14 protein-coding genes are annotated in these 15181 nt (G+C 69.9%); 7 read left to right on the top strand and 7 right to left on the bottom strand.

Annotated features, from left to right (window positions below; all coding sequences use genetic code 11):
- Positions 1-29: 29 nt before the first annotated feature.
- The gene (locus AC067M_RS04445) at positions 30-938 is read left to right on the top strand and encodes a 1-aminocyclopropane-1-carboxylate deaminase/D-cysteine desulfhydrase (protein WP_478695474.1); all 909 of its coding nucleotides are present in this window, start codon (positions 30-32) and stop codon (positions 936-938) included.
- Positions 939-948: 10 nt separating this feature from the next.
- Here AC067M_RS04445 and AC067M_RS04450 read toward each other — a convergent pair whose 3' ends face one another.
- Complete coding sequence (locus tag AC067M_RS04450; protein ID WP_478695475.1) at positions 949-2547, bottom strand: Na+/H+ antiporter; 1599 nt, start codon at positions 2545-2547, stop codon at positions 949-951.
- A 60-nt stretch (positions 2548-2607) separates the two neighbouring features.
- Between AC067M_RS04450 and AC067M_RS04455 the strand changes: the two genes are divergently transcribed.
- The 3 genes from AC067M_RS04455 (at position 2608) to AC067M_RS04465 (ending at position 4678) form a co-directional block, all read left to right on the top strand.
- Positions 2608-2868, top strand: coding sequence for a UBP-type zinc finger domain-containing protein (locus tag AC067M_RS04455; protein WP_478695476.1), 261 nt, complete (start codon positions 2608-2610; stop codon positions 2866-2868).
- Between the two features lie 260 nt (positions 2869-3128).
- Entirely contained in the window at positions 3129-3542 is a 414-nt protein-coding gene (locus AC067M_RS04460) for an ATP-binding protein (protein WP_004925829.1), read from the top strand.
- A gap of 17 nt (positions 3543-3559) precedes the next feature.
- On the top strand, positions 3560-4678 hold the full coding sequence (locus tag AC067M_RS04465; protein ID WP_478695477.1) for an RNA polymerase sigma factor SigF: 1119 nt from the start codon (positions 3560-3562) through the stop codon (positions 4676-4678).
- A 29-nt stretch (positions 4679-4707) separates the two neighbouring features.
- On the opposite strand, the gene AC067M_RS04470 is transcribed toward AC067M_RS04465, so the two are convergent.
- A complete protein-coding gene (locus AC067M_RS04470) occupies positions 4708-5172 on the bottom strand; it encodes a hypothetical protein (protein ID WP_478695478.1) in 465 nt (154 codons plus the stop codon).
- Positions 5173-5288: 116 nt separating this feature from the next.
- Between AC067M_RS04470 and AC067M_RS04475 the strand changes: the two genes are divergently transcribed.
- Positions 5289-6257: a diacylglycerol/lipid kinase family protein gene (locus AC067M_RS04475; RefSeq protein WP_478695479.1), complete on the top strand. Its 969-nt coding sequence runs from the start codon at positions 5289-5291 to the stop codon at positions 6255-6257.
- Positions 6258-6573: 316 nt separating this feature from the next.
- Positions 6574-6831 carry a WhiB family transcriptional regulator gene (locus AC067M_RS04480; RefSeq protein ID WP_003992873.1) on the top strand — a complete coding sequence of 86 codons (258 nt, stop codon included), beginning with the start codon at positions 6574-6576 and terminating at the stop codon, positions 6829-6831.
- Between the two features lie 199 nt (positions 6832-7030).
- On the opposite strand, the gene AC067M_RS04485 is transcribed toward AC067M_RS04480, so the two are convergent.
- Entirely contained in the window at positions 7031-8497 is a 1467-nt protein-coding gene (locus tag AC067M_RS04485) for a sensor histidine kinase (RefSeq protein WP_478695983.1), read from the bottom strand.
- A 714-nt stretch (positions 8498-9211) separates the two neighbouring features.
- On the opposite strand from AC067M_RS04485, the gene nagB reads away from it, so the two are divergent.
- Positions 9212-9997 carry a glucosamine-6-phosphate deaminase gene (gene nagB, locus AC067M_RS04490; RefSeq protein ID WP_478695480.1) on the top strand — a complete coding sequence of 262 codons (786 nt, stop codon included), beginning with the start codon at positions 9212-9214 and terminating at the stop codon, positions 9995-9997.
- A 213-nt stretch (positions 9998-10210) separates the two neighbouring features.
- On the opposite strand, the gene AC067M_RS04495 is transcribed toward nagB, so the two are convergent.
- From AC067M_RS04495 to AC067M_RS04510, 4 genes are all read right to left on the bottom strand, one after another.
- Positions 10211-11728 carry a glycoside hydrolase family 3 protein gene (locus tag AC067M_RS04495; RefSeq protein ID WP_478695481.1) on the bottom strand — a complete coding sequence of 506 codons (1518 nt, stop codon included), beginning with the start codon at positions 11726-11728 and terminating at the stop codon, positions 10211-10213.
- A gap of 10 nt (positions 11729-11738) precedes the next feature.
- On the bottom strand, positions 11739-12599 hold the full coding sequence (locus tag AC067M_RS04500) for a carbohydrate ABC transporter permease (RefSeq protein ID WP_478695482.1): 861 nt from the start codon (positions 12597-12599) through the stop codon (positions 11739-11741).
- A 5-nt stretch (positions 12600-12604) separates the two neighbouring features.
- Positions 12605-13591: a carbohydrate ABC transporter permease gene (locus tag AC067M_RS04505; RefSeq protein ID WP_478695483.1), complete on the bottom strand. Its 987-nt coding sequence runs from the start codon at positions 13589-13591 to the stop codon at positions 12605-12607.
- Positions 13592-13665: 74 nt separating this feature from the next.
- On the bottom strand, positions 13666-14949 hold the full coding sequence (locus tag AC067M_RS04510) for an extracellular solute-binding protein (protein ID WP_478695484.1): 1284 nt from the start codon (positions 14947-14949) through the stop codon (positions 13666-13668).
- Positions 14950-15181: the final 232 nt, after the last annotated feature.

The raw sequence follows: 15181 nt of genomic DNA on the forward strand, positions 1-15181 counted from the left end.
CACCCGAGGGCGCGCGCGACAATGGTGCCGTGAGCAGCCACGACGTCCCCGACCTCGCCGCCCTGCGCCCCCGGCTGCCCTCCCCCTTGGTGGAGGTCGAGGACGAGCGGTTCGACCGGCGCGGCGTCCGGCTGCTCCTCAAGCGCGACGACCTCATCCACCCGGAGCTGATCGGCAACAAGTGGCGCAAGCTCGCGCCCAACCTGGCCGCCGCGGCGGGGCGGCCGGTCCTCACCTTCGGTGGCGCGTACTCCAACCACCTGCGCGCCACCGCCGCCGCGGGCCGCCTGCTGGGCCTGCGCACCGTGGGCGTGGTCCGGGGTCAGGAGCTGGCCGACCGCCCCCTGAACCCGTCCCTGGCCCGCTGCGCGGCCGACGGCATGCGGCTGCACTTCGTCGACCGGGCGACGTACCGCCGCAAGACCGAGCCCGACACCCTCGCGGCGATCCTCCGCGCGACCGGTGCCGAGGACGCGTACACCGTCCCCGAGGGCGGCAGCAACGTGACCGCCGTACGGGGCTGCCGGGCCCTCGGCGAGGAGCTGCGCGGGCACGCCCACGTCGTAGCCGTCGCCTGCGGCACCGGCGGCACGCTCGCCGGTCTGGCCGCCGGGCTCGCCCCCGGTCAGCGCGCGCTCGGCATACCCGTCCTCAAGGGCGGCTTCCTGACCGCCGACACCGAGGCCCTCCAGATACGGGCCTTCGGCTCCCGCCACGGCGACTGGACCCTCGACGACCGCTTCCACTGCGGCGGCTACGCCCGTACCACCCCCGAACTGCACTCCTTCGCGGACGACTTCGAAGAGCGGCACGGACTGTCCGTCGAGCGTCTCTATGTCGCCAAATTGCTCTACGGACTTGTCACCCTCACGGTGGAGGGCGCCTTCCCCCGGGGAACCACGCTCGCGGCGATCGTCACGGGACGACCCGAGAGCTGAGAAGAACGCCCTACGTCGCCTCCCGGTAGGCCGCCGCCTCCTCCAGGTCGAGTCTGCGCAGCAGCGTCCGCAGCATCTCGTCGTCGATGTAGCGGCCGTCGCGCAGCCGCACGAACACCTCACGCTCGGTGCTGATCATCTCCCGGGTGAGTCGGCGGTAGGTGTCGTCCGCGGTCTCGCCGGTGACGGGATTGACCTGCCCCAGCCGCTCCCAGACGGCGTTGCGGCGGCGCTCCAGGACGCTGCGCAGGCGGTCGGCGAGGGGTGCGGGCAGGGCGTTGCGCTCGTCGGACAGGAGGGCGTCCAGGCGCTCCTCGGCGACCCGGGACGCCTGCGCCTGGGCGTTGGCCTCGGCGAGCGTCGCCTGCTGCGGGGCGGGCTCGGGGAACTTCAGCAGCCGGATCAGCGGGGGCAGCGTGAGGCCCTGCACGACGAGTGTGCCGATGACGGTCGTGAAGGTCAGGAACAGGATGAGGTTGCGCTGCGGGAAGGGGGCGTCGCCGTGATGCACGGTGATCGGGACGGAGAAGGCGATGGCGAGGGAGACGACGCCGCGCATCCCGGCCCAGGCGATGACGATCGGGCCCCGCCAGGTCGGGTTGTCCTCGCGTTCCCGGATCCGCGCGGACAGCAGGCGCGGCAGGAACGTCGCCGGATACACCCACAGGAACCGCCCCGCCACGACCACGAGGAAGACCGCGATCGCGTACCAGGCGGCGTCGACGCCCTCGTACTCGCCGAGGCCCCTCAGGACGACCTGCAGTTGCAGCCCGATCAACGCGAAGACCGCCGACTCCAGCACGAAGGCGACCATCTTCCACACCGCCTCCTCCTGGAGGCGGGTGGCGAAGTCGACCTCCCACGCGCGGTGGCCCAGATAGAGGGCCACGACGACCACGGCGAGGACGCCGGAGGCGTGGAACTGCTCGGCGGTCGAGTATGCGACGAACGGGATCAGCAGGGAGAGGGTGTTCTGCAGCAGCGGTTCCTTCAGGTGCGTGCGCAGCCAGTGGAGCGGTGCCATCAGAACCAGGCCGACCCCGACGCCGCCGACCGCCGCGAGCAGGAACTCGCCGATACCGCCCGCCCAGCTCACGCCCTCGCCGACCACCGCAGCGAGGGCCACCTTGTAGGCGGTGATCGCGGTGGCGTCGTTCAGCAGGGACTCGCCCTGGAGGATCGTGGTGATCCTCGACGGCAGTCCCACCCGGCGTGCCACCGCGGTGGCCGCGACCGCGTCCGGCGGCGCCACCACCGCGCCCAGCACCAGCGCCGCCGTCAGCGGCAGCCCGGGCACGATCAGATAGGCGGCCCAGCCGACGACGAAGGTCGCGAAGAGGACGTACCCGACCGACAGCAGTGCCACCGGCCGCAACTGGGCCCGCAGGTCCAGATAGGAGCTGTCGGTGGCCGAGGTGTACAGCAGCGGCGGCAGCAGCAGGGGCAGGACGACGTCGGGATCGAGGGTGTAGTCGGGGACCCCCGGGAGGTACGACGCCGCGAGGCCCACCGCGACCAGCAGCAGCGGTGCGGGGACCGGAGTGCGCCGGGCGGCCGCCGCGATCACGGCGCTGCCCGCCACCAACAACAGCAGTGGCATCACGTCCATGTCCGCCCCGCCCTCGTTTTTCCGCGCGGTTGCCCGCACGCCCGTCGTAATCTGGCAATCATGAAACAGTGCACGCACGGCGACGCGCTGCCGCACCCCGAGCCCGAACCGCTCAGCGAGACGTGCCCGGAGTGCCTGGTCGACGGTACCCACCCGGTACAGCTGCGGAAGTGTCTGGTCTGCGGTTACGTCGGTTGCTGCGACACCTCACCGGGGCGCCACGCCACGGAGCACTTCAAGGGCTCCGACCACCCCGTGATGAGGACCTTCGAACCCGGCGAGAACTGGCGTTGGTGCTTCGTGGACCATGTACTCGTATGACTCCGGGACGCCCTCGGACCCGGACGGTTCGACCGTCTGACGTCTGGGTACGTCAATCCGGCGCGCTCTCTTCCCATTTGGGCCCGCAGAACCCCTAGCCACTGTGCGTATTCATGTGTTTACTATGAGTGACAGCACGGGGTTGGGGTCCTGGGGACAGGAAAGTTCGGAGCGCGGTAGCGTCACCGCTGAACCACACTTCGCGTTACCCGGGGGGCGACCCTCGGCCCCGAAAAGCTTGTACCACCATGGAGGTGAGGGTGTCCCAGATCGCAGGCGAGCCCGCGACCCAGGACTTCGTCGAAGTCCGGCTGCCGGCTGCGGGTGCCTACCTGTCGGTGCTGCGGACGGCCACGGCCGGCCTCGCGGCCCGTTTGGACTTCACCCTGGACGAGATCGAGGACCTGCGCATCGCGGTCGACGAGGCCTGCGCGATCCTGCTCCAGCAGGCCGTGCCCGGCTCCGTGCTGAGCTGTGTCTTCCGACTGGTCGACGACTCGCTGGAGGTCACCGTCTCGGCGCCGACCACCGACGGTCACGCCCCCTCGCGGGACACCTTCGCCTGGACGGTGTTGTCCGCGCTCGCGGGCAAGGTCTCCTCCGCCGTGGACGAGGACAAAACCGTGTCGATCAGCCTCTACAAACAGCGCGGCGCGGGACCCGGGCCGGCGTGAGGAACGGGGACGGGCCGGTGCGGGACGAAGAGCGCGGCACACGGGAGCTCCCGGCCGCGGAGGCTCCGGGGGGTTCCCGACGCATGGCGGACGGCATCGACGGCATCCCCGAACAGGCCCGGCCGCATCCGGAGGAGGACTCCGCGGAGGCCGGCTTCCCGGACGACGACCGGCAGTGGGATCGGGAAGGTGCCGTGCCCAGCGCGCCTCGGGAGCAGCGGATCGGGAGCTCCCACGTCCATGGAGGCGCCCCCGCTCGAGCGAAGCCGGCGGTGGGGGACGAGGCGAGGGCTCGGGGAAGGGCGACGGGCGGGACGATGAGCGAGCACGAGCGAGACGACGACCATCAGACGCGGGCCGTGGAGGCCACGCGCCACGAGCCCCACGACCGCAGCGGGGCGCGGGCGATGTTCGTCGAGCTGCGCGGACTCCAGGACGGCAGCCCCGAGTACGCGGAGCTGCGCAACCAGCTGGTCCGCATGCACCTGCCGCTCGTCGAGCACCTCGCACGCCGGTTCCGCAACCGCGGTGAGCCGCTGGACGACCTCACCCAGGTCGCCACGATCGGTCTGATCAAGTCGGTGGACCGCTTCGACCCGGACCGCGGCGTGGAGTTCTCGACGTACGCGACCCCGACGGTCGTCGGCGAGATCAAGCGGCACTTCCGTGACAAGGGCTGGGCGGTGCGCGTCCCGCGCAGGCTGCAGGAGCTGCGCCTGGCGCTCACGACGGCGACGGCGGAGTTGTCGCAGCTGCACGGCCGCTCCCCCACGGTCCACGAACTCGCCGAGAAACTGTCGATCTCGGAGGAGGAGGTCCTGGAGGGCCTGGAGTCCGCCAACGCGTACTCCACGCTGTCCCTGGACGTCCCCGACACCGACGACGAGTCCCCGGCGGTCGCGGACACCCTGGGCGCGGAGGACGAGGCGCTGGAGGGCGTCGAGTACCGCGAGAGCCTCAAGCCGCTCCTGGAGGACCTGCCGCCGCGCGAGAAGCGGATCCTGCTGCTGCGGTTCTTCGGCAACATGACCCAGTCGCAGATCGCGCAGGAGGTCGGCATCTCACAGATGCACGTCTCCCGGCTGCTGGCACGGACGCTGGCCCAGCTGCGGGAGAAGCTCCTCGTGGAGGAGTGACGGTGGAGCGCGGGGCGCAGGGGTGACGGTTACTTCTGCGCGTTGCCGGGCCCGCGGATCCCGAGGGCCCGGGTCGTCTCGCCGTTGACGAGCAGGACGAGCGCCGTGACGGCGACGGCCGCGAGCGCGATGCCCGCCGGGATCGCCATGCTGTCGGCCTGGAGCAGGTTGTAGGCCACCGGCAGCGCCATGATCTGCGTGATGACGGCGGGCCCCCGGCTCCAGCTGCGCCGGGCGAGCAGCCCGCGGGCGGCGAGCAGCGGCAGCAGCGCGAGGACGACCAGCGTCACCCCGCCGGTGACGGCCTGCTGCCGGTCGTCAGGATCTCCCGTGAGTCCGAGGACGAGGATCCAGACCCCGCCGACCACCAGCGCGAGACCCTCCGCCGCGGCGAGCAGGGCGGCATACGTCAGCCGCCGCGGACGCGGACCCTCGGTTTCGGGGCTGCCTTCCGGGGTGCTTTCGGGGCTGCTGGAGATCTGCTCACGGCTCACCCCTGAAGGGTAGCCCGCATGCCGCGCGCACCCGTGTCGAGGCTCACGCGGCGATCTCTTACCAGATCCCCACCTCGCCCTGTGCCCGGTACCACCCAGTAGGTACGCTGCCATGCATGCGTGCACTTCTCGTGGTCAATCCGGCGGCTACCACCACAAGCGCACGTACGCGCGATGTCCTGATCCACGCGCTGGCTAGCGAGATGAAGCTCGACGCGGTCACCACCGAGTACCGCGGCCACGCGCGCGACCTGGGCCGACAGGCGGCGGACAGCTCGGACGTCGACCTGGTGGTGGCCCTCGGCGGGGACGGCACGGTCAACGAGGTCGTCAACGGCCTGCTGCACGCCGGCCCCGACCCGGACCGCCTGCCCGGCTTCGCCGTGGTCCCCGGCGGCTCCACCAACGTCTTCGCCCGCGCCCTGGGCCTGCCCAACCACCCCGTGGAGGCCACCGGCGCCCTGCTGGACGCCCTGCGTGAGGGCAGCGAGCGCACGGTCGGTCTGGGGCTGACCTCGGGCACGCCGGGCACCGAGGACGAGGCGGTCCCCTCGCGCTGGTTCACCTTCAACGCGGGGCTCGGCTTCGACGCGGGTGTGGTGGGCCGGGTGGAACAGCACCGCGAACGCGGCAAGAAATCCACACACGCTCTTTACGTCCGCCAGGCCGTGCGCCAACTCCTGGGGGAGCCGCACCGCCGGCACGGGACGATCACGCTGGAGCGGCCGGACGCGGACCCGGTGACCGATTTGGTGTTGTCCATAGTCTGCAACACGTCTCCGTGGACCTATCTGGGCAATCGCCCGGTGTACGCGTCACCTAAGGCCTCGTTCGATACCGGTCTCGATCTCTTCGGTCTCAGCCGCCTGTCCGCCGCCTCGGTTGCCCGGTATGGCACCCAGTTGCTCACTTCGTCCCCCGAGCGCGGACCCCGTGGAAAGCACGCCGTGTCCCTGCACGACCTGACCGAGTTCACCTTGCATTCGAAGGCCCCGCTCCCCCTCCAGATGGACGGCGACCACCTCGGGCTACGAACGAGCGTGACGTTCACAGGCGTACGCCGTGCACTGCGTGTGATTGTGTGAGCAGAACTGGCTAAACTCCTTTCACTCGAACGTTTAGGCCAGGATCCACCCCATGGAAGTACGGCTGTGACCTAGTCGACACCGAGGAATCAAAAAAAACTTTCCAGAAGGGGTTGTATCCGCCGCTGAGGTTTGCGAGTCTCTACGTGGCGATCGGGACGGCCCGGAACACCAGCCTCCACTGATCACCGGAACCCTCCACGAATCACAGGACCACGCCAGGGAACCTGGCAGTCGGCCCTTCACTTGTTGAGGGATTCGTGAAAGCGTTCACATTCACAAGCAACCTGCACGTAATCAAGGAGAGGTAGCAGCCATGGACTGGCGTCACAACGCCGTTTGCCGCGAGGAAGACCCCGAGCTCTTCTTCCCCATCGGCAACACCGGTCCTGCGCTGCTGCAGATCGAGGAAGCCAAGGCCGTCTGCCGTCGCTGCCCGGTGATCGAGCAGTGTCTGCAGTGGGCGCTCGAGTCCGGCCAGGACTCCGGCGTCTGGGGTGGTCTCAGCGAGGACGAGCGCCGCGCCATGAAGCGCCGCGCCGCCCGCAACCGGGCCCGTCAGGCATCCGCCTGACACACCCACCCCTGCTGACAGCCTGAGCTTGGCGGCGCGTACACCGCGTACGCTTCTCCCGCCCCCGAGCCGCAGCGCGCAGTACCCCCGATGCGCAGCACATGCTGGCAACGAGCTGTTGAGCCCCGGCCCCCTGAACGGGCCGGGGCTCTTTGCTGTCCGGAAGTCGCCTCGGCTGTGAGAAGTCCTGTCGCCGCCGCTACTTCTGCGCCTGCACCGGGACGTCCAGGATGACCCGGGTGCCCCCATCCGGTGCCGGGACCATGTCGAAGGTTCCGCCCAACTCGCCTTCCACCAGCGTCCGTACGATCTGCAGGCCCAGGTTGCCGGAGGTGTGCGGGTCGAACCCCTCGGGCAGGCCGACGCCGTCGTCCTGGACGGTGACCAGGAGGCGGGCCTCCTTCGTCGTACCGCCGCGGACCGCCGAGACCTCGACGGTGCCGGTTTCGCCCTCGCGGAAGCCGTGCTCCAGGGCGTTCTGGAGGATCTCCGTCAGGACCATCGACAGCGGGGTGGCCACCTCTGCGTCCAGGATGCCGAAACGGCCGCTGCGCCGGCCGGTGACCTTGCCCGGGGAGATCTCGGCGACCATCGCGAGCACGCGGTCGGCGATCTCGTCGAACTCCACGCGCTCGTCGAGGTTCTGGGAGAGCGTCTCGTGCACGATCGCAATCGAGCCCACCCGTCGGACGGCCTCCTCCAGGGCCTCCCGGCCGCGCTCGGACTCGATGCGCCGGGCCTGGAGGCGCAGCAGGGCCGCGACCGTCTGGAGGTTGTTCTTCACCCGGTGGTGGATCTCCCGGATGGTCGCGTCCTTGGTGATCAACTCGCGTTCGCGCCGCCGCAGTTCGGTGACGTCACGGAGCAGCACCAGTGAACCGATGCGGATCCCCTTGGGTTTGAGCGGGATCGCCCGGAACTGGATGACCCCGTCGTTGGCCTCGATCTCGAACTCGCGCGGCGCCCAACCGCTGGCGACCTTGGACAGCGCCTCGTCCACCGGGCCCCGGGTCGGGGCGAGTTCGGCGGTGGTCCGGCCCAGATGCTGACCGACCAGGTCGGAGGCGAGGCCCATGCGGTGGTAGGCGGACAGCGCGTTCGGAGAGGCGTACTGGACGAGGCCGTCCGCGTCCAGGCGGATCAGACCGTCGCCGACGCGGGGCGCGGCGTCCATGTCCATCTGCTGGTCGGGGAAGGGGAAGGAGCCCGCCGCGATCATCTGCGCGAGGTCGGACGCGCTCTGGAGGTAGGTCAACTCCAGGCGGCTCGGAGTGCGCACGGTGAGGAGGTTGGTGTTGCGGGCGATCACACCGAGGACGCGCCCGTCACGTCGTACGGGGATCGACTCGACCCGGACCGGGACCTCCTCGCGCCACTCGGGGTCGCCCTCGCGCACGATCCGGCCCTCGTCGAGCGCGGCGTCCAGCAGGGGGCGGCGGCCGCGCGGGACGAGGTGGCCGACCATGTCGTCCTGGTAGGAGGTGGGGCCGGTGTTGGGCCGCATCTGGGCGACGGAGACATAGCGGGTGCCGTCGCGCGTGGGAACCCACAGGACGAGGTCGGCGAAGGAGAGGTCGGAGAGCAGCTGCCACTCCGAGACCAGCAGGTGGAGCCACTCGAGATCGGAGTCGTCGAGGGCGGTGTGCTGGCGTACGAGTTCGTTCATGGAGGGCACGTGTGCGAGCGTACCTGGCGGTACGGACAAGGTTCGCAACCAGTAACGGGGGCCTGAAAACACCCGCGGGCCGCGGCGCCTGGGAGGGACCCTCAACCCTCCCGGCACCGCAGCCCGGAGCAACAACGGCCGCGGGGTGTGCGGTCCCGGTCGGCCGAAGGATGAGGAACCGGGGCAGTCAGGGCAGAGAGCTCCGGGTCCTCGGTCCGTCTTCCTGTGCGGGGAAGACGGAGGTCTGCGTTGTTATCGCTGTGCACTTCTCCCACGCAATTGTGGACTAGACCACTAGGCGTGTCCATGCGTTGGAGCCTGTTTGTTGTTGGCGCTTTCCCCGGGCGGTTCCCCGCCAGCGGGGTGCCTACATCCACCACGCAGCCTAACGCTTGTGGGTTCATGTGCGGGCCAGATGGCCATGGCAATTTCGGCGAGCGCCTCCAGTTCCCCTCGGCTCGCCCCGTCGCGCCCGCTCAGGCGTGCCCCACCTGCCTCCGTCACCGGCCTCCGTCACCCGCGAGGAACGCCACGACGTCGGCGACGTCCACCAAGGGGATCGCCGCTCCGGGGAACACCGATTCGCCTCACACCCGCCACGCCCCGATAACCCGGCCTCTGCTAGATTGGTCTAAACCACATAGCCTCTTTCGGCCCTTCAGCTTCTTCAGATCTCTCAGTTTCTTCAGATCTCTCCAGGACGGCAGGCCCAGCGTGGAAGTTGTCATCGTTCCGGACGCCGAGTCGGGCGGCGAGCTCATCGCCGAAGCCATGGCGGGGCTCCTGCGGCGCAAACCCGACGCGCTGCTCGGTGTGGCCACCGGCTCGACCCCGCTGCCTATCTACCGGGCACTCGTCGCCAAAGTGCGCTCCGGCGCCGTGGACACCTCACGGGCGCGGATAGCCCAGCTCGACGAGTACGTGGGGCTGCCGGCCGATCACCCGGAGTCGTACCGCTCGGTGCTGCGGCGCGAGGTGCTGGAGCCGCTGGGCATCGGCATGGGCGCCTTCCTGGGGCCGGACGGCACGGCCAAGGACGTGCAGGCGGCGAGCGAGGCGTACGACAGGGCGCTGGCCGAGGCCGGCGGGGTGGACCTCCAGCTGCTCGGGATCGGGACCGACGGGCACATCGGGTTCAACGAGCCGTGTTCGTCGCTCGCCTCGCGCACCCGGATCAAGACGCTGACCGAGCAGACCCGCATCGACAACGCCCGCTTCTTCGACGGCGACATCGAGCAGGTCCCGCACCACGTCATCACCCAGGGCATAGGCACGATCCTGGAGGCGCGCCACCTGGTACTGCTCGCCACGGGTGAGGGCAAGGCGGACGCGGTCGCGGCGACCGTCGAAGGCCCGGTCGCGGCGGTGTGCCCGGCCTCCGCGCTCCAGCTGCACCCGCACGCGACGGTCGTGGTCGACGAGGCCGCCGCGTCCAAGCTGAAGCTCGCGGACTACTTCCGGCACACCTACGCCAACAAGCCGGACTGGCAGGGAATCTAGGGCGTGTTGCGGGCCGACGCGCGAAGGCGCCGGGATCCCTCGGGGAACCCGGCGCCTTCCTCGCGGCTCTTGATCCGCGCCTGCTCTTGATCTGCCCCGGCTCCGGTCCGCTCCGGCTCCGGCTCCGGCCCGCTCCGGCTCCGGCTCCGGCTCCGGCCCGCTCCGGCTCCGGCTCCGGCTCCGGCCCGCTCCGGCTCCGATCTTGCTCCGCTCCTACTCCGCCTCCCCCGGGCCGCTCCCCCCGCCCCCGTTCCCCGTGATGACCTCCGCCGCCGCTCGGCCGCAGACGCGGGCGGCGCCGTGAGTGGCGATGTGGAGGGCGCCGCGAGGAGGTGCCTGAGGGAGGCCCATCTCGACGACGACGGTGTCGGGGCGGGCCGTGAGGAGGGTGTCCAGGGCCTGCGTCATCCAGGGGTGGCGGTGCTCGTCGCGGACGACGGCGACGATCCGCCGCTCCCCGGCCGCCGCGAGCGCCTCGGTCGCCGCGTCCTCTCCGGTGAAGCTGCCGGTCTGCGTGCCGGGCAGTCGGCGGGCGAGTTCCGCGGCGACGCCCCAGGGGGTCTCGTCACCGACGGCGAAATTGGCGACCGGCGCGAGGGCGGCGACGTAGGGCGCCTCGGTGAGCGGGGTGAAGGGCTCGGCACCGGTCAGGCGCAGGGCGCGGCGGGCGGCGACGAGGCCCACGTCGGGCCGTCCCCCGACGCCGTCCTCGGGGGCCGCCGTCGTCGTCCAACGCGCCAGGGCCCGTACGCGTTCCGCCGCGTCGGCGAGGCGTTCCTCGGGCAGCTCTCCGGCGCGCACGGCCGAGACGAGGGCGTCCCGCAGGCGTCGTACGGTCTCGTCGTCGGCCAGGCCGCCGCCCACGCAGATCGCGTCGGCGCCGGCCGCGACGGCGAGGACGCTGCCACGTTCGATGCCGTAGGTGCCGGCGATGGCCTGCATCTCCATGCCGTCGGTGACGATCAGGCCCCGGTAGCCGAGTTCGCCGCGGAGCAGGTCGGTGAGGATGCGGCGGGACAACGTTGCCGGGCGGTCGGGGTCCAGGGCGGGGACCAGGATGTGGGCGCTCATCATGGCGCGCGTTCCCGCGGCGATCGCGGCGCGGAAGGGGGCCAGCTCGCGTTCCGTGAGGACCGTGGGGTCGACATCGATGCGAGGGAGGGCGTGGTGGGAGTCGACGGCGGTGTCGCCGTGGCCCGGGAAGTGCTTCGTGCAGGCGGCGACGCCGGCGGACTGCAGGCCGGTGACGTAGGCCGCGGTGTGGCGGGCGACGAGGGCCGTGTCCGCGCCGAAGGAGCGGACGCCGATGACCGGGTTGGCGGGGTTGGAGTTCACGTCGGCGGACGGGGCCCAGTTGAGGTTGACTCCGCAGGCGGCGAGCCGGCGGCCCAGCTCTGCGGCGACCTCCAGGGTGAGCGTGACGTCGTCCACCGCGCCGAGGGCGTGGTTGCCGGGGAAGCTGGAGCCGGTGCGCACCTCGAGGCGGGTGACGTCGCCGCCCTCCTCGTCGATCGCGACCAGCACATCGTCGCGTTCGATGCGCAACTGGGCAGTGAGGGCGGCCAGTTGATCGGGGGAGGTGATGTTGCGGCCGAACAGGCCGACGGAGGCCAGCCCTTCACCGAGGCGGCGCAGCAGCCAGTCGGGCGCGGTGGTGCCGGTGAAACCGGGCTGGAGGACGGTGAGGGCGTCCCGTGTCAGGGTGTCGGTGCCGTGGGCGATTGTCGTCATCGGGTGGGTGTCATCCCTTCACGGCGCCCGCGGTCAGACCCGCGGCCATCTTGCGCTGGACGAGGAGGAACAGGACCACGATCGGAACGGCCATCATGGTGGAGCCGGCCATCATCGGGGCGTACTCCGTGCCGTGCTTGGTGGTGAAGTTGCCGAGCCAGACGGTCGCGGTCTGGTGCTTCTGGCTGAGGAGCATGAGGGCGTACAGGTACTCGTTCCAGGCCTGGATGAAACCGTAGACGGAGGTGGCGACCATGCCGGGGGCGAGAAGGGGGAAGACGACCCGGACGAAGGCGCCGGTGCGCGAGCAGCCGTCGACCATCGCGGCCTCCTCCAGCTCCTTCGGGATGTTGACGATGAAGCCGCGCAGGGTCCACACCGTGAACGGGAGGATGAAGGTCAGGTAGGTGATGATCAGGCCGGTGAGTTTGTCGTACTGCTCCAGGTCGTTGAGGAGCAGGAAGACCGGGATGATCATGGCGACCAGCGGAACCATCTGGACCGCGAGGATGCCCACGATCACGATCTTGCGGCCGCGGAAGGCGAACCGGGAGATGGCGAGCGCGGCCAGCATGCCGACCACGATGCCGATCGCCACCACCGCCAGGGACACGACCAGGCTGCGGCCGACGGGGCCCCAGAAGTCGGCGATGGCCAGCGCGCGGCGGAAGTTGGTCAGCGTGAGGCTGCTGGGCAGGAGGCTCGGGTCCGGGTCGATCGCGTCCTTCGCGGGCTTGAACGCCGTGTTGAGCATCCAGTAGACGGGGAAGCCGGCGGTGACGAAGACGAGGAGGCCGAGGAGGTTCCAGCCGAGCTTGGTCTTCCGGCGCGGGACGGACGGGAGCGCTCCTATGCTGCTCGTGCTGCTCATGCCGCTCATTCGACGTCTCCGATCTTCAGCATCTGTCGCATATAGACGGCCACCACACCGAGCAGCAGCACCACGGTGATGAGGGCGATCGCCGAGCCCTGCGCGTAGTCGTTGACCACGAAGGCGCGGTCGTAGGAGTAGGTGGTGAGGAGCTGGAACTCAGCCTCCGGATGGCCGCCCCGCATCACGAAGACCTGGGGGAAGACGCCCATGTCCCAGATGACCGACAGGGTCGTGAGCATCACGATGATCGGCTTGAGGATGGGCAGGGTGACGTACCGGAAGACGCCCCAGGAGCCCGCGCCGTCGAGCCGGGCCGCTTCCTCCAGCTCGCCGGGGACCTGGGTGAGACCGGCGCCGAGGGTGATCACGACGAAGGGCACCGCCCCCCACACCACCAGAAGCATGATCACGGCCAGGCCCTGCGGCCCGCTCGCGAACCAGTTGTGGCCGATCAGCTCGACGCCCGGCAGCTTGCTGAGCAGGGCGTTGAGGATGCCGTAGTCGGCGTCGAAGAGCCACTTGAAGACGGTGGTGGCGACGATGATCGGCATGCCCCAGCTGGCCACCAGCGCGATATTGATGAGCGTCTTCACCCAGCCGGAGACCCGCTGGAGCAGCAGCGCGATCAGCATGCCGGCGACCATCGTGAAGATCACGCACCCGGCGGCGAAGACGATCGTGCGGATGACGACCTGCCAGAACTCCGCGTCGCCCAGCACGTTCGTGAAGTTGTCGAAGCCGACCGACTCGGCCGGCTGGAAGCCCCACAGCTGGGACTGCCCGAACTTCTGGAAGGACAGGGTGACCAGGCGGACCAGCGGATAGCCCATGACGAGGGCGAGGATCAGCAGGCAGGGCGCGAGCAGCAGCCAGGGAGCGGCGGCGCCGGAGCGGGGCCTTGTGGGTGGCTGCTTCGCGACGGCCGGTGGCGGCGGCGCCTGGCGCGGCGGTGGCAGCTTGGCGTGGGTGGTCGTGTCTGCGGCACTCATCGCGCGCTCCTCAGCGGTCCCTCGGGTCGTACGAGAAGCGGGGCCCCGTCGCCGGACAGGGCCCCGCGCTCAGGTCACTTCGTGTTGATGACCTTGTCGATCGCGGCGTCCGCTTCCTTCGCGGCGGCCTCGACCGACTTCTTGCCGGTGCCGATGCTCTGCAGCATGGTCTGCAGGACCTGGGCCTTCTCGACCTGGCCCCAGCCGGGCGCCATCGGGACGAACCAGTTGGACTCGGCCGCGGTGGCCGGGACCGCCGTCGCAGGGTCGCTCTTCAGGGGCGCGAGGTCGGTCTTGTTGTTGGGCAGGTTGCCCTTGGCGATCAGGCCCTTCTGGCCGGAGGGGCCGGTGAAGGCGTTGATCCACTCTGCGGCGAGGCCCTGCGCGTCGGACTTCACCGGGACGGCGAGGTCGGAGCCGCCGAGGAAGACGGGGAGGTTCTTTCCGGACGGGCCGGGCATCACGAAGTTCTCGAGGTTGCCCTTGAGCTTGCCGCTCTTGTCGTTGTCCGGGAGTTCGGAGGTCGCGCCCTCCCAGGCGGCGCCGAAGATCATGGCGGACTTGCCCTGGCCGTAGACGATGTAGCGGTCGGACTCGTCCTTGGTCTTGTCGCCGTGCATGTACGAGTCGACGACGTTCTTGAACTCCTTGAGGCCCTTGACGGACTCCGGCGAGGAGAGGTTGGCCTTCCACTGGCCGCCCGACTCGACCGCGATCGAGCCGCCGGCGTCGTAGACGAAGGACATGGCCGCGTACCAGTCGCGGGTGGGCTGGTACCAGGCGCTGAACTTCTTGCCCTCCTTCTTCTGGACCTTGTCCAGGGCGTCGGTCAGCTGCTTGTACGTCTTCGGGGTGGACTTGACGCCGACGGAGGCGAAGAGGTCCTTGCGCCAGTTGCCGACGCGGCCGCCGGCGTAGTACGGCACGCCGTAGGTCTTGCCGTCGTAGGTGACCGAGGTCTTGAGGCCGTCCAGCCACTGGTCCGAGTTGTCGAACTTGGCGGGGTCGACCGGGGCGAAGGCACCCTTGACCATGTAGCTGAGCATCTCGCTGTTGCCCATCTCGACGACGTCGGGGGCCTTGTCGGTGGCGAGGACCGCGTCGAGCTTGGCGTTCTTGTCCGGCCAGCCGTAGTACTCGTGGTTGATCTTGACGCCGGGGTGCTTCTTCTGCACCGCCGCGTCGGCGGCCTTCACCAGGTCCGGCCAGTTGTTCTGGGCGTCGACGGTGAGCCAGACGGTCAGTTCCTTCGCGTCCGCGCCCTTGTCCGAGCCCCCGCTGCCCTTGTCGTCCCCGCACGCCGCGATGGAGACCATCATGCCCGCGATACCGATCGCGGCTATCAGCTTGCGCTTCACGCCACCCTCCTCAGGGATGCCACACCCCCCGCCCACGGGCCGGGACCTGGACCAATGGTGTAGACCAGTGCGCAGAGCTTGGCTCAGACCAATAGACCTGTCAAGGGCGGTCGAACCCGCTCCGACCAGCCGTTATGGGACCTACATATGCAGGAACCTTTAAGTAAGAAACCGTCGAAAACATCGACCATGGCGGCGCGAGGCCGGTAGACCAGTTGCCTTGGTGGACTAG

Source organism: Streptomyces sp. NPDC043427, assembly GCF_056436655.1.

Excerpts from the sequence above, each read along its gene's own strand:
- AC067M_RS04500 (WP_478695482.1), bottom strand. The coding sequence starts at position 12,599 with ATGAGCAGCACGAGCAGCATAGGAGCGCTCCCGTCCGTCCCGCGCCGG.
- AC067M_RS04480 (WP_003992873.1), top strand. The coding sequence starts at position 6,574 with ATGGACTGGCGTCACAACGCCGTTTGCCGCGAGGAAGACCCCGAGCTC.
- AC067M_RS04495 (WP_478695481.1), bottom strand. The coding sequence starts at position 11,728 with ATGACGACAATCGCCCACGGCACCGACACCCTGACACGGGACGCCCTC.
- AC067M_RS04475 (WP_478695479.1), top strand. The coding sequence starts at position 5,289 with ATGCGTGCACTTCTCGTGGTCAATCCGGCGGCTACCACCACAAGCGCA.
- AC067M_RS04450 (WP_478695475.1), bottom strand. The coding sequence starts at position 2,547 with ATGGACGTGATGCCACTGCTGTTGTTGGTGGCGGGCAGCGCCGTGATC.
- AC067M_RS04455 (WP_478695476.1), top strand. The coding sequence starts at position 2,608 with ATGAAACAGTGCACGCACGGCGACGCGCTGCCGCACCCCGAGCCCGAA.
- AC067M_RS04485 (WP_478695983.1), bottom strand. The coding sequence starts at position 8,497 with ATGAACGAACTCGTACGCCAGCACACCGCCCTCGACGACTCCGATCTC.
- AC067M_RS04505 (WP_478695483.1), bottom strand. The coding sequence starts at position 13,591 with ATGAGTGCCGCAGACACGACCACCCACGCCAAGCTGCCACCGCCGCGC.